We start from the raw sequence: 12,021 nt of genomic DNA on the forward strand, positions 1-12,021 counted from the left end.
CGACGAAGGGACTTCATGCGCAAGTTGGTGGCGCGTCGCGCCGCGGTCAAAGCTGTCGCCATCGCCTCGACCGTTCTCCTGGCTCCCTTGCTCGGCACGACGACCGCCTCGGCGGTGCCCGAGGCTCCTGCACAGCTCGCCGCGGACAATCTGCCGCCGGAACTGGTGCAGGCCATCGCACGCGATCTGCACATGACCCCGACGGAATACCTGGACCGCGCCGCGCGCGCCCAGCAGCTGCGTGACTACACGCGCGACTTCCGCTCTGAGCGACCGGATTCCTACGCGGGCGCCTGGATCGGCGCCGACGGTAAGCCCGTCGTCGCCGTCACCTCGCTGGATGCCGCCAAGATCGCCGCGGCCGACGGCTACCAGACCAGGCTGGCCCCGGTCTCGGCGGACAGCCTGGAGACCTCGCTGGTGCAGCTCAACCAGTGGGTCACCGGCCTGCCGCGGGAGATTTCGCAGGGGATCAACTCGGTGGCGATCGACTTCCTGAACAGCCAGCTGGTGCTCAGCGTCGCCAATACCCCCGCGGGCCACCTGCTCAATCTGCCCACCCTGCTGGCGAACATCAAGGTCATCCTGTCGCCGAACGGCGGAGGCCCGGTCGAGCGCAGGCCGATGGGTGGCGACACCTACATCAGCACTCCAGGTTCGCTGCAAGACGCGTCGCTGCGTGCGGTCGATGTCTGCTCCTTCGGGTTCAACAGCGTCGACGCGTCCGGCAACGCGCTGAACATCAGCGCGGGCCATTGCGATCCGAACCTGGGCAAGGGCAACCAGGAGGCCACCGTCTACTACCCCAACGTTCGGGACATTCCGGCCAGCCCTGAACTGGGCACCTTCGTGCAGGCTTCGCTCGGTGGCCCGTCCGCGCTGGACTACTCGGTGATCAAGCTGAACGAGCGCGCTGTGCTGGCGGGCATGGATCAGCCCTCGGTGCGTGGCGCCAATGGCACCACGATGTGGATCACCGGCACCGCCGACCCGATGACTGGCGCCCCGGTCTGCAAGTCGGGCCAGTCGTCCACGTTCACCTGCGGCTTCGTCGTGGCCGACCGGGTGGAGACCCAGCTCTACACCGCGGAGGGCGAGAGCAAGACCGTGCGCGGGTTCGCCAGTTCGGCGTGCACGCTCGGCGGTGACAGCGGCGGCGCGATCGTGTCCGGCACGCTGGCGCTGGGCATCACCAGCGGTTCCAACGCCGCGGACGCGCCGAATTGCAACGAGGCAAACATCGGCCTGGCGCAGCACGGCGGCACCGCCTCGCTCGGCATCCCGATCCGGTCGATCCTGGCCGATATCGATGCCTCGTCCGGTGGCGGGATCGGCAGCGGCATCACGGTGCGCACCCGGCCGAACGCGGGCTGAACACCCCTCCGAGTGTGTGGCGACCGACATATCGTTGGTCGACGGGCTATCAGGGAACCAAGAACGAAAGATGAGTAGGCATACCGGGCAGAACCCCATATAGTCTGCTCATGCTCCTGCCACGTATAGGTCCTCCCCGATCAGCCGCGCGACAGACCGGAATCCGAAAAACAGTGATCGCCGCCTCGGCGGCGATCCTGCTGTTCGGCCCCACGGCGGCAGTAGCGACGGCTGAACCCGATCAGGCACCCGGCCTGCCGGCCGAACTGGTGGCCGCGGTGGCCCGCGATCTGAAGATCTCGCCCGACGAGTATCTGCACCGCGCGGACGTCGCACAGCAGGTGGCCGCGTTCGCCACCACCGCACAGCGGCAGTATCCGGCCGTGTTCGCCGGTTCCTGGCTCGACGAGGCGGGCAAGGCGGTCGTGGCCCTGGCTCAGGGCCACGGCGCGGACGAGGCCAAGAAGGCAGCGGAGTCGGCCGGGTTCGAGGTCCGCAATGTCGCCAAGAGCGAGGCCGCCCTGCGCGGCGAGAAGAGCGCGTTCGAGCGGTGGCTGGAGGGCCAGCCGGAGGCGGTGCAGTCGCTGGTGCGTGGCGCGGTGGTCGACACCGTGAACAACAGCATCGCGGTGCGCGTCGACCAGGCGGGCCTGCCGATGCCGAACTTCATCGACCCGGCGCGTGTCATCGTGATGGCCCCGCCGGTGGCAGGCGAACAAGCCACCCTGCAGGCCGATGAGATCGCCGGAGAGGCGCACGGGCCCCTCGCGGGCGGCGACGGTTACGCCTCGGTCGCGGGACGCAGCTCGCTGCGCTGCTCGCTCGGCTTCAACGGCACCGATCGCAACGGCAACACAGTGAACATCACCGCGGGGCATTGCAACCCGGATCTCGCTTCGGCAGGCAGCGGCAATGCCGCCGGCGTCTACGAGCTGACCGGCGACCGGCTCGGCGCGCAGCTGGGCGCGTTCCAGAAGTCGGTGCTCGGCGAGCAGGACTACTCGATCGTGCGGATCAACGACCAGGCCAAGGACCGCTTCGCCAATAACGGCGTCCGCGCGCCCGGCGCGGCGCCGATCCCGATCGAGGGCGTGGCGACCCCGGTCGTCGGCGCTCCGGTGTGCAAGTCCGGCGCGCGCACCGGCTTCAGCTGCGGCGTGGTCAACGCGGTCGACCAGACCGTGCAGGTCGGTGAGCGGGAGCTCACCCAGAGCTTCTCGGCCAACATCTGCGCGCTGCCCGGCGACAGCGGCGGCCCGATCGTGACCGGCAGGCTGGCGCTGGGCATCTCCAGCGCGTCATCGGTGGCGGACTTCCCGATCTGCGAGATCCCGAACCTGATCGGCGCGCTCACCGGTAACGTGCCGCAGCTGTTCGCGCAGCCGGTGCACGTCGTGCTCTCCGACAACCCTGGGCTCCGTGTGCGCACCAACTGACCGCAGGACGTGAGAAGGCCGGCAGCCGTTGGGCTGTCGGCCTTTTCGCTGTCTTCGGCCCCTTCTACTGCCCATAGACGGCCTTCGGTGGCGGAAACGCCGCGTGGGGTGCGGTGCCGGTCGGGCATTCTGGACTGCATGTGTTTGGTGCTGATCGGCTGGCGCGCGCACCCGGAATACCGGTTGATCGTTGCCGCCAACCGAGACGAGTTCTATACCCGGCCGACCGAGTCGATGCGCCGGTGGCCGGAGGTGTCCGGCCTGATCGCCGGGCGCGACACCGGAGCGGAAGGCCGAGCCGAGGGCGAGCCTCCCGGCACCTGGCTCGGCCTCACGGCACAGCCGCAGGGCAACAATCGCTTCGCGGCGGTCACGAATGTGCGCGACCCCAACGACCAGCGCACCGACGCCCGTTCCCGTGGCGCGTTGCTGATGGACTTCCTGCGTGGCGCCTCGGACCGGCATCCGGCGGGCGGGTTTCCCGGCCCGGAAAAGTACGTGCTCGATGTCGCGGCCGCGCCCGACGACTACAACGGCTTCAACCTCGTGGTCTCCGACCTGCGCACGCTGTGGTGGCATTCCAACCGAAGCGCGGCGGAGCCGAGGGAGCTCGCTCCTGGCCTCCACGGACTCTCCAACGGCACGTTCGTCACGTCCGTGGGTACGACCGACCCGCACACGAATCTGACCGCACCACAGGCTATTTGGCCCAAAGTACGAACAGGTATGACCGAGCTGGGCGAGGTCGTGCGATCCGATCCCGGTGGGGTCGACCGCTATTTCGATGTGCTCGCCGATCGCACCGAGGCACCGGACGAGGGGTTGCCGAACACCGGGGTGCCCTACGAGCTGGAGCGCGCGCTCTCGGCCAGGTTCGTCGCGCACACGGTGCACGGCACCAGGGCCGGCACGGTGCTGCTGGTACGCGAGAACGGCACGTTCGAGATGGTCGAGCGCTCGTTCGGCGTTCTGGGGCAGGATCTGGGCGAGGTCGTCGTCCGGGGGGTGCTCGATCTGACGAACTGACGACCGACGGCCCGCCCTCCGAAGAGAGCGGGCCGTCGAGGATCGATCGAGAAGTGTTCGGGCCGAGTGGTTTACTTCGGCTGATCCGCCCACTTCGTGGTGCCGTCCGGCGCCTGCAGGGTGTTCAGCAGGTCCATGCCCGCGACCAGCAGTGCCGGGCCGCCGACGGCCACGGTGCCCAGGATGCCGCCGATGCCCGCGCCCGCGATCGCGGCGGGGATGCAACCGACACCGAGGAACGGCAGACCGAGGATGCAGCCGATCACACCGCCGAGCACGACGCCCACCGCGGTGCCGAGGAAGCCGCCGACGGCAGTCGCGATGCCGAACTGGCTGGCGAATTCGTTCTGCGCGCGCTGGTTCTCGATCGGCGAGGCGATCGGCTGCGCGACGACGTTGACGGTGTTGACCGGCTTGTCCTTGGGCACGTCGACACTCTGGTCCGGGGTCAGCTCGAGCACGGTGTCGTCTTCTTTGACGACCGGCTTCACCGGCACGACCGTGTCGGCGACCTTGAAGGCGATCGGCAACACCATAACCGTGTCACCCTGCGAGTCCTTGATCTTGTAGACGTCGTCTTCCTTGACGTCCTCAGAGGACTTCGCCAGTTCGAACGTGCCCCCCTTGAGCGTCGTCACGACGGTCTTCTCCACCAGCTTGACCGAGTAGCGGATGGGGTCAGGCGTAGCGGCCGGCTCGTCGGCATGAGCCGTCCCCAGACCGATGGTCATCGCACCGATGACCATCGCAGCCGCCGCGGTGGTTCTGCGGAGTTTCATTCAGTTTCCAATCCATCATCAGGTTGTCGTCACCGGCTGATCTCCAGCACGCGAGAGCTCTTTCCATCAAATCCGGGTGGTCGGCTCCGGATCCTCCCCGAGCGGTGTGAAGACGGGCACAGCTATCAGAACGTCGTGAGCCTAATGGAACACCGCGTTTTAAGCGAGATCCCTTATCAGGCATGGGAGTAAGCCAATCCTTACGACCGGGCGGGATGCTTCGACGTTTACGGTGATGGATCACCGGACCGGCAGAAAGATCGACGAAATCAGCTGTGACATTGATCACAGGTAAATAATCGGTCAAGCCCCGATATGTGGGGCTATAAGCCAAAACCCGATCGTACGATGGACGGGGTTGTTACTGGCGGGTAACTTACTGCCAGTTAGGATACGAGCGAACCGATGCGGTTACAGACCGGCCGCGCTCGTGGTGCCTCTAAAGAAAGGTCGCGACATGAATGCCCTGACAGTGACGCTGGGCACGATTGGGGCGGCGCTCAGCCTCCTGTGTTGGGCGTCGTTCATTGGCGGCGTCCGCAATATCGCGCGCGCCATCATGATCGGACAGCCCGCGCCGGATCGTTGGCGGCCCTTCTTCCCGCGCTTCAAACAGATGATCGTGGAGTTCATCGCGCACACGCGGATGAACAAATTCCGCACCGTCGGCTGGGCGCACTGGCTGGTGATGATCGGCTTCCTGGGCGGCTTCATGCTGTGGTTCGAGGCGTACGGGCAGACGTTCGACCCCGCGTTCCACTGGCCGATCATCGGCGACCTCGCGGTCTACCACCTGTGGGACGAGATCCTCGGCATCGGCACCGTGGTCGGCATCCTCACGCTGATCATCCTGCGTCAGCTCAACCACCCGCGGGTGCCGGAGCGGCTTTCCCGGTTCAGCGGCTCCAAGTTCGGCCCGGCCTACGTCATCGAGGCGATCGTGCTGCTCGAGGGCCTCGGCATGATCTTCGTCAAGGCCAGCAAGATCGCGACCTACCACCACTCCAACGCCGCGACCGATTTCTTCACCATGCAGGTGGCGAAGCTGCTGCCCGCCAGCCCGGTGATGGTGTCGATCTTCGCCTTCATCAAGCTGATGTCGGGCATGGCGTTCCTCTACTACGTCGGCCGCAACATCACCTGGGGCGTGGCCTGGCACCGGTTCTCGGCCTTCCCGAACATCTACTTCAAGCGCGAGGACGACGGCGACGTCGCGCTGGGCGCGGCCAAACCGATGATGTCCAAGGGCAAGCCGGTCGACATGGAGACCGCCGACCCGGACACCGACACCTTCGGCGCCGGACGGATCGAGGACTTCTCCTGGAAGGGCTGGCTCGACTTCACCACCTGCACCGAGTGCGGGCGCTGCCAGTCGCAGTGCCCCGCCTGGAACACCGGCAAGCCCCTGTCGCCGAAGCTGCTGATCATGTCGCTGCGCGACCACGGCTACGCCAAGGCCCCCTACCTGCTGGCCGGCGGCCGCAAGGACATGGGCGGCGACGAGATCGGCCTGGTCGACGCCGAGGGCAACCCGAACGAAGCGAAGCTGGCCGAGATCTCCGACGCGGCCAAGGCCGAGGCGGAGCGTCCGCTGGTGGGCGGCGCCGAGGTCGACGGCATCATCGATCCCGAGGTGCTGTGGAGCTGTACCACCTGCGGCGCGTGCGTCGAGCAGTGCCCGGTGGACATCGAGCACGTCGACCACATCATCGACATGCGCCGCTACCAGGTGCTGATCGAGTCGGAGTTCCCCTCCGAGCTCGCCGGTCTGTTCAAGAACCTGGAGAACAAGGGCAATCCCTGGGGCCAGAATGCCAAGGACCGGCTGAATTGGATCAACGAACTCGACTTCCAGATCCCGGTCTTCGGTCAAGACGCCGACAGCTTCGACGGCTACGAGTACCTGTTCTGGGTCGGCTGCGCGGGCGCCTACGAGGACCGCGCCAAGAAGACCACCAAGGCCGTCGCCGAGCTGCTCGCCACCGCGGGCGTGAAGTTCATGGTGCTCGGCGCCGAAGAAACCTGCACCGGCGACTCGGCGCGCCGCGCGGGCAACGAGTTCCTGTTCCAGCAGCTGGCGCAGCAGAACATCGAGCTGCTGAACTCGGTGTTCGAGGGCGTGGAGCAGCGCAAGAAGAAGATCGTCGTCACCTGCGCGCACTGCTTCAACGCGCTGAACAACGAGTACCCGCAGGTCGGCGGCAGCTACGAGGTGGTGCACCACACCCAGCTGCTCAACCGACTGGTGCGCCAGAAGCAGCTGATCCCGGTGGCCCCGGTGGCGCAGAACGTCACCTACCACGACCCTTGCTACTTGGGCCGGCACAACAAGGTCTACAACGCACCGCGTGAGCTGATGGCGGCATCCGGCTCGAACCTGGTCGAAATGCCGCGGCACGGCGAGCGGTCCATGTGCTGCGGCGCCGGTGGCGCGCGGATGTGGATGGAAGAGCAGCTCGGCAAGCGCATCAACATCGACCGGGTGGACGAGGCGCTGACCACGTCACCGGCGAAGATCGCCACCGGCTGCCCCTTCTGCCGCGTGATGCTCACCGACGGCGTCACCGCGCGCCAGGAGAAGGGCGAAGGCGAAGGCGTCGAGGTGGTGGACGTCGCCCAGCTGATGCTGGACGCCATCGAGCGCGTCGAGCCGTCGGTGCTGACCGAGAACCTCACCGTCATCCAGGAGCCGAAGGCGCCCGAGGCCGAACCGGAGCCGGAACCGGAACCCGTCCCGGCCGCGGAAGCCCCCGCCCCGGCCAAGGCCGCCCCAACCGGCGGTGGTCTCGCCATGAAGGGCCCCGCCAAGGCACCCGGTGGCGGCGGTCTCGCCATGAAGGGACCGGCCAAGGCACCCGGTGGTGGTCTCGGCATGAAGGGCGCTGCCAAGGCGCCCGGCGCGAAGGCCCCTGCGGCTCCCGCCGCCGAGTCCGCGCCCGCCGACGCTCCCGCGGCGCCGGTCAAGGGCCTGGCCATGAAGGGCCCCGCGAAGGCGCCCGGTGGTCTGGGGATGAAGGGTGGAGCGAAGGCGCCCGGCGCGAAGGCTGCCGCGGCTCCCGCCGCCGAATCCCCGGCTGAGGCTCCCGAGGCCAAGCCGGTCAAGGGTCTCGGCATGAAGGGCGGCGCCAAGGCGCCCGGTGGTGGTCTCGCAATGAAGGGTGCGGCCAAGGCACCCGGCGCCAAGACCCCGGCGCCCACCGCAGCCCCCTCGGCCGACGAGACGCCCGTCGCCGACACGGCAGCGGCGCCGACCGAGGCCAAGCCGACGGAGACCAAGCCGACGGTGCCCGCCAAGGGTCTGGCCATGAAGTCCGGCTTCAAGCGGCCCGGCCCCAAGGCGCCCGGTGCCGCGGCTCCGGCCGAACCTGCCGCAACCGAGCAGGCTCCTGCCGCGGACACCACCGCGGCGCAGGCCGAATCGGCCGACGAGCCCGAGCAGACCGCAAACGGCAACGGCGCAACTGCGGTCGCGCCGCCTGCCGCCAAGCCGGGCGGTCTCGGCTTCAAATCCGGTGCCAAGGCCCCGGGCCGTAGGAACTGAGCCCACCGACAACTGAACACCGACGGCCGCGGCCGGGTCCACCACTGGACCCGGCCCAGCCACGTTTCGGGCAGCTAGCGCGTTTGACGAACTGGGCACAAAACCAAGGTGGCCACGGTCAATGCCGCATTGCGCGAGGTCGCGAACAGGCGCGCGGTATCGAAGATGCTTCGGCAGCTTCGTGACAGCGAGACGGATCTCTCAACAGAGGCGATGAAGGGGGCCTGGCACTGAGAACTCTGTTCATGCTGGCGGATAAGTCGGCGCTGGAGTGGGTTCTGCGCGACAAGATTGCTGCCGCCGACTTTGCGAATGTGACCGGCGCGCCGGGAGCGCTCGTCGCGGGGTGTCATCTCACCGCACTCGAGATCGGCTACTCAGCGCGATCCCATGCTGACTACGTCGCCAAGCTTGCTGGCCAGAAGGCTCTGGTCTGGCTGCCGCTGACCGAAGAAGCCATGGACAGAGCCTTGGAGGTCCAGGGGCTGCTTGCTGAGCAAGGTGCGCACCGCCTGCCGATCCCCGATCTGATCATTTCGGCAACCGCCGAGGTACACGGGGCAACCGTCCTGCATGTGGACAGCGACTATCAGACCATTGCGGAGATTACCGGTCAGCCGCATCGACGGCTCGAGACGAGCTGACCCGGCAACTTTTCGACGCCATCCCAGCGGCCGCACGACACGAGATGTCGTACCAGAATCGGGGTCGATCGGTCAGCGTTGTGCAGTATTCCCTACGGCCTGGTCAAGGCCGCGTAGCGGGCCAGATGATGGTCGCTGGAACCGAATTCCTGCTCGATCACGGTGAGGCGCTTGAAATAGTGGCCGATGGCCAGTTCCTCGGTCATGCCCATCGCGCCATGGAGTTGCACCGCGCTCTGCCCGACGAACCGCGCCGCCCGCGCGATGGTGACTTTCGCCGCCGACACCGCCCGCGCGCGATCATCGGCGGAGGCGCGCAGCGAATGGATCGCCAAATGGACCGCGGCGATGGCTTGTTCGAGTTCCATGTACATATCGACCATGCGGTGCTGTAGAACTTGGAAGCTGCCGATCGGCTGACCGAACTGCTGGCGTTGCTTGGTGTAGTCGACGGTGTCGGCGAGCACTTTCCGCATGCATCCGACGGCCTCGGCGCAGATAGCCGCGGTGGCCTCCGCGATGGTCGGTTCGATGACCATCCAGGCGTCCGACTCCGTGCCGAGCAATGCGTCCGCGGGCAGGCGCAGGCCGTTGAACACGAGGTCGGAACCGACCCGGTCATCGATGGTCCGATACGAATGCACCTCGACTCCGGCCGGCGGACGACTCGCGTCGAATTCGAGGCGGAACAAGGAGATCCCCGCCTCGTCGCGCCGCTCGCCGGAGGTGCGCGCCGTGATCAGCAGGTGTGTGGCCAGTGGCACGCTGGTCACCACGACCTTCGCGCCATCGAGCACCCACGAATCGCCGTCGCGGTAGGCGGTGGTCGACACGTCGTACAGCGCATGTCCTGCGGTCGGCTCCAGCGCGGCGAAGGCGATGCGCGCGTCACCGGACCCGATTCGGCGCAGCAGAACGTCGGCTTGCTCGCCACCGCAGCGTTCCAACAGTCCGGCGCCGACGACCACCGTGTCGACGAACGGCTCGACCACCAGCGCCCGCCCGAGTTCCTCGGCTATGACCATCAATTCGACGGGTCCACCGCCGGATCCATCCACCCGCTCGGGCAGCGTCGCGCCGAGAATCCCCAGCTCGTCGGCGAAGCCGCGCCAGATGGCAGGTTGCCATCCCGCCGATTTCGCCGCCGCGCGGCTGCTTTCCAGGTCGTAGCGGGCGCCGAGGAATCCGGCGATCGCGGAGCGGAGCATTTCCTGCTCGTCGGTAAGCGTGAAGTCCATCAGAGCCCCAATGCTGCTTTGGCGAGGATGTTTCGCTGAATCTCGTTGCTGCCCGCGTAAATCGAGCCCGCTCGGTCGTTGAAATAGCGCAGCGGAGCGACGGCCTGCCAGTCCGCGCCACTGTGGTACCCGTCGGCGGGCGGGGCGTAGTGAGCGATCGGCCCGCCCGGCTCGGTTGCGTGCGGCTGGTACACGCGCCCGCGCGGACCGGCGGCTTCCAGCGCCAGCTCGGTGAGCTTCTGACTGAGTTCGGTCGCGAGGATTTTGAGCATGGAGGACGCGGGCCCCGGGTCCTTTCCCCGCGTCATCGCGGAAAGGGTGCGGTATTCCAGAATTTCCAGCACTTCGGTGCGGATCCGCAGGTCCGCGAGCTTCGCCGCGAAGGCGCGGTCATCGATCAGCGGATTGCCGTCCCGGCCGGGCTGCCGGGCCGCGGCTGTCGCGATGTCCTGCGCCATGACCTGCAGGAACGGCGCCGCTGCTCCCCCGCGCTCGTGCACGAGCAGGTACTTCGCGACCGTCCATCCGTCATCGATCCGGCCGAGCACATTCCTTTTGGGCACCCGCACGTTGTCGAAGAAGACCTGGTTCTGCACCTGTTCACCCGAGGTCATCACCAGCGGCCGGATCTCGATGCCCGGCGAGGTCATTTCGATCAGCAGAAACGTGATGCCCTGCTGTTTCTTGCCCGTGCGCGCGGTGCGCACGAGACAGAAGATCCAATTCGCCTCGGTGGCGTGGGTGGTCCAGATCTTGCTGCCGGTACATACGAAATCCGCGCCGTCGTCGACGGCGGCCATGGTCAGCGCGGCCAGGTCCGATCCCGCCTCCGGCTCGGAATAGCCCTGGCAGAAGAAGATTTCGCCGGTGCGGATGCGCGGCAGATAGAACGCCTTCTGCTCGGCGGTGCCGAAGGCGATGATCGCCGGCGCGACCATTCTGATCCCCATCGGGGACAACGTCGGCGCCCCGGCCAACGCCGATTCGCGATGGAAGATGTAGTGCTGGGTCAGGCTCCAGTCGCATCCGCCGTGCTCCACCGGCCAGGCGGGCGCCGCCCAGCCGCGCTCGTGCAGGATCCGCTGCCACTCCATGCTCGCCTCGTGGTCGGGATAAACGCTCGTCGCCAAGCGCCCGGCCCGCCGCAACTCCGGCGTCAGCTTCGCGGCGAGAAACGCGCGCACCTCGTCCCGAAACGCCAGATCCTCCGCCGACCAGTCGTATTCCATCCGCCCTCCCAGAGGGTGTGCACCGTTGCTTCCGCGGCGGCCAGACTGCCACCACGACAGAATGTACGGTTAATTCTCTCATCGAGTCAAACTGATGTCATCCGCCAGCAGATTGACTCCACCTAGCAGTCCTCGAAGAACGCCTTTGTGAAGCCCACTGACTGGTAGGCGTAGTCGTAGGCCCAGCGAAGCATGGAGAGGTGGGGTCGAGGGTCGATGAAGAGCAACTCGCCGTCCCAGCACTTTCGCAGGATGTAGCGGGCGCGGGAGATGTGCGGGGTAAAGGTGATGACGATGACGCGGCGCCAATTGTATGTGCGGGCAAGGTGGGCGAGTTCTCGACCCTCCCCGCGGGTGGTACGCGGCGCCGGGTCGAAACACAGGATCTCGAAGCTGTAGCCGCCGTGGCAGATACGGTTCAGCATCGCGCTGTTCGTATAGGGATTGGAGAACACCACACGCGGCGCGTACCCCTCGCGAGCCAGGCGCAGGCCGAGTTGTTCGCGCCCGTCGTGCGCGCCGCCTAGGACGAGGATCGCGTCCGCCGGGGCAGGAGGGTCGGTCCGCGGGCGCACGTAGACCGGCCACAGCGCGACCACGACCACCAGAATCGCGCCGAGCAGGATCCAGGCCCACCGATGACGTCGCACCACGCCGATGCTAGCCCGGCACCGCTCCGATACGTCCAGGTCAGTGGATCAGGCATGCCCATGTCGCCGCATGTACATCTGCTGTTGCCCGGACACTTGCCTCG

At 67.1% G+C, this 12,021-nt stretch carries 9 protein-coding genes; 5 read left to right on the forward strand and 4 right to left on the reverse strand.

Annotated elements, in window-relative coordinates; all coding sequences use genetic code 11:
• Positions 1 to 15 precede the first annotated feature (15 nt).
• The 3 genes from OHA40_RS14190 (at position 16) to OHA40_RS14200 (ending at position 3,836) form a co-directional block, all read left to right on the forward strand.
• A complete protein-coding gene (locus OHA40_RS14190) occupies positions 16 to 1,374 on the forward strand; it encodes a S1 family peptidase (RefSeq protein WP_330233517.1) in 1,359 nt (452 codons plus the stop codon).
• A 110-nt stretch (positions 1,375 to 1,484) separates the two neighbouring features.
• On the forward strand, positions 1,485 to 2,810 hold the full coding sequence (locus OHA40_RS14195) for a S1 family peptidase (protein WP_442944000.1): 1,326 nt from the start codon (positions 1,485 to 1,487) through the stop codon (positions 2,808 to 2,810).
• A 138-nt stretch (positions 2,811 to 2,948) separates the two neighbouring features.
• Entirely contained in the window at positions 2,949 to 3,836 is an 888-nt protein-coding gene (locus OHA40_RS14200) for an NRDE family protein (RefSeq protein ID WP_330233519.1), read from the forward strand.
• Positions 3,837 to 3,907: 71 nt separating this feature from the next.
• Here OHA40_RS14200 and OHA40_RS14205 read toward each other — a convergent pair whose 3' ends face one another.
• The gene (locus tag OHA40_RS14205; protein WP_330233520.1) at positions 3,908 to 4,615 is read right to left on the reverse strand and encodes a hypothetical protein; all 708 of its coding nucleotides are present in this window, start codon (positions 4,613 to 4,615) and stop codon (positions 3,908 to 3,910) included.
• Between the two features lie 457 nt (positions 4,616 to 5,072).
• Between OHA40_RS14205 and OHA40_RS14210 the strand changes: the two genes are divergently transcribed.
• Both OHA40_RS14210 and OHA40_RS14215 read left to right on the forward strand, forming a co-directional pair.
• A complete protein-coding gene (locus tag OHA40_RS14210) occupies positions 5,073 to 8,156 on the forward strand; it encodes a heterodisulfide reductase-related iron-sulfur binding cluster (RefSeq protein ID WP_330234167.1) in 3,084 nt (1,027 codons plus the stop codon).
• A 245-nt stretch (positions 8,157 to 8,401) separates the two neighbouring features.
• The gene (locus OHA40_RS14215; protein ID WP_330233521.1) at positions 8,402 to 8,800 is read left to right on the forward strand and encodes a PIN domain nuclease; all 399 of its coding nucleotides are present in this window, start codon (positions 8,402 to 8,404) and stop codon (positions 8,798 to 8,800) included.
• 92 nt (positions 8,801 to 8,892) lie between these two features.
• On the opposite strand, the gene OHA40_RS14220 is transcribed toward OHA40_RS14215, so the two are convergent.
• The 3 genes from OHA40_RS14220 to OHA40_RS14230 form a co-directional block, all read right to left on the reverse strand.
• Positions 8,893 to 10,038 carry an acyl-CoA dehydrogenase family protein gene (locus tag OHA40_RS14220; protein WP_330233522.1) on the reverse strand — a complete coding sequence of 382 codons (1,146 nt, stop codon included), beginning with the start codon at positions 10,036 to 10,038 and terminating at the stop codon, positions 8,893 to 8,895.
• Positions 10,038 to 11,267, reverse strand: a complete 1,230-nt coding sequence (locus OHA40_RS14225; RefSeq protein WP_330233523.1) for an acyl-CoA dehydrogenase family protein — start codon at positions 11,265 to 11,267, stop codon at positions 10,038 to 10,040. The genes OHA40_RS14220 and OHA40_RS14225 overlap by 1 nt, the downstream gene beginning before the upstream one ends.
• Before the next feature lie 122 nt (positions 11,268 to 11,389).
• On the reverse strand, positions 11,390 to 11,917 hold the full coding sequence (locus tag OHA40_RS14230; protein WP_330233524.1) for a YdcF family protein: 528 nt from the start codon (positions 11,915 to 11,917) through the stop codon (positions 11,390 to 11,392).
• Between the last annotated feature and the right edge of the window lie 104 nt (positions 11,918 to 12,021).

This window comes from Nocardia sp. NBC_00508 (genome assembly GCF_036346875.1).
GTDB lineage: Bacteria > Actinomycetota > Actinomycetes > Mycobacteriales > Mycobacteriaceae > Nocardia.

Coding starts and splice junctions, on each gene's coding strand:
- OHA40_RS14205 (WP_330233520.1), bottom strand. CDS start 4,615: ATGAAACTCCGCAGAACCACCGCGGCGGCTGCGATGGTCATCGGTGCG.
- OHA40_RS14225 (WP_330233523.1), bottom strand. CDS start 11,267: ATGGAATACGACTGGTCGGCGGAGGATCTGGCGTTTCGGGACGAGGTG.
- OHA40_RS14215 (WP_330233521.1), top strand. CDS start 8,402: ATGCTGGCGGATAAGTCGGCGCTGGAGTGGGTTCTGCGCGACAAGATT.
- OHA40_RS14195 (WP_442944000.1), top strand. CDS start 1,485: ATGCTCCTGCCACGTATAGGTCCTCCCCGATCAGCCGCGCGACAGACC.
- OHA40_RS14220 (WP_330233522.1), bottom strand. CDS start 10,038: ATGGACTTCACGCTTACCGACGAGCAGGAAATGCTCCGCTCCGCGATC.
- OHA40_RS14200 (WP_330233519.1), top strand. CDS start 2,949: ATGTGTTTGGTGCTGATCGGCTGGCGCGCGCACCCGGAATACCGGTTG.
- OHA40_RS14190 (WP_330233517.1), top strand. CDS start 16: ATGCGCAAGTTGGTGGCGCGTCGCGCCGCGGTCAAAGCTGTCGCCATC.
- OHA40_RS14210 (WP_330234167.1), top strand. CDS start 5,073: ATGAATGCCCTGACAGTGACGCTGGGCACGATTGGGGCGGCGCTCAGC.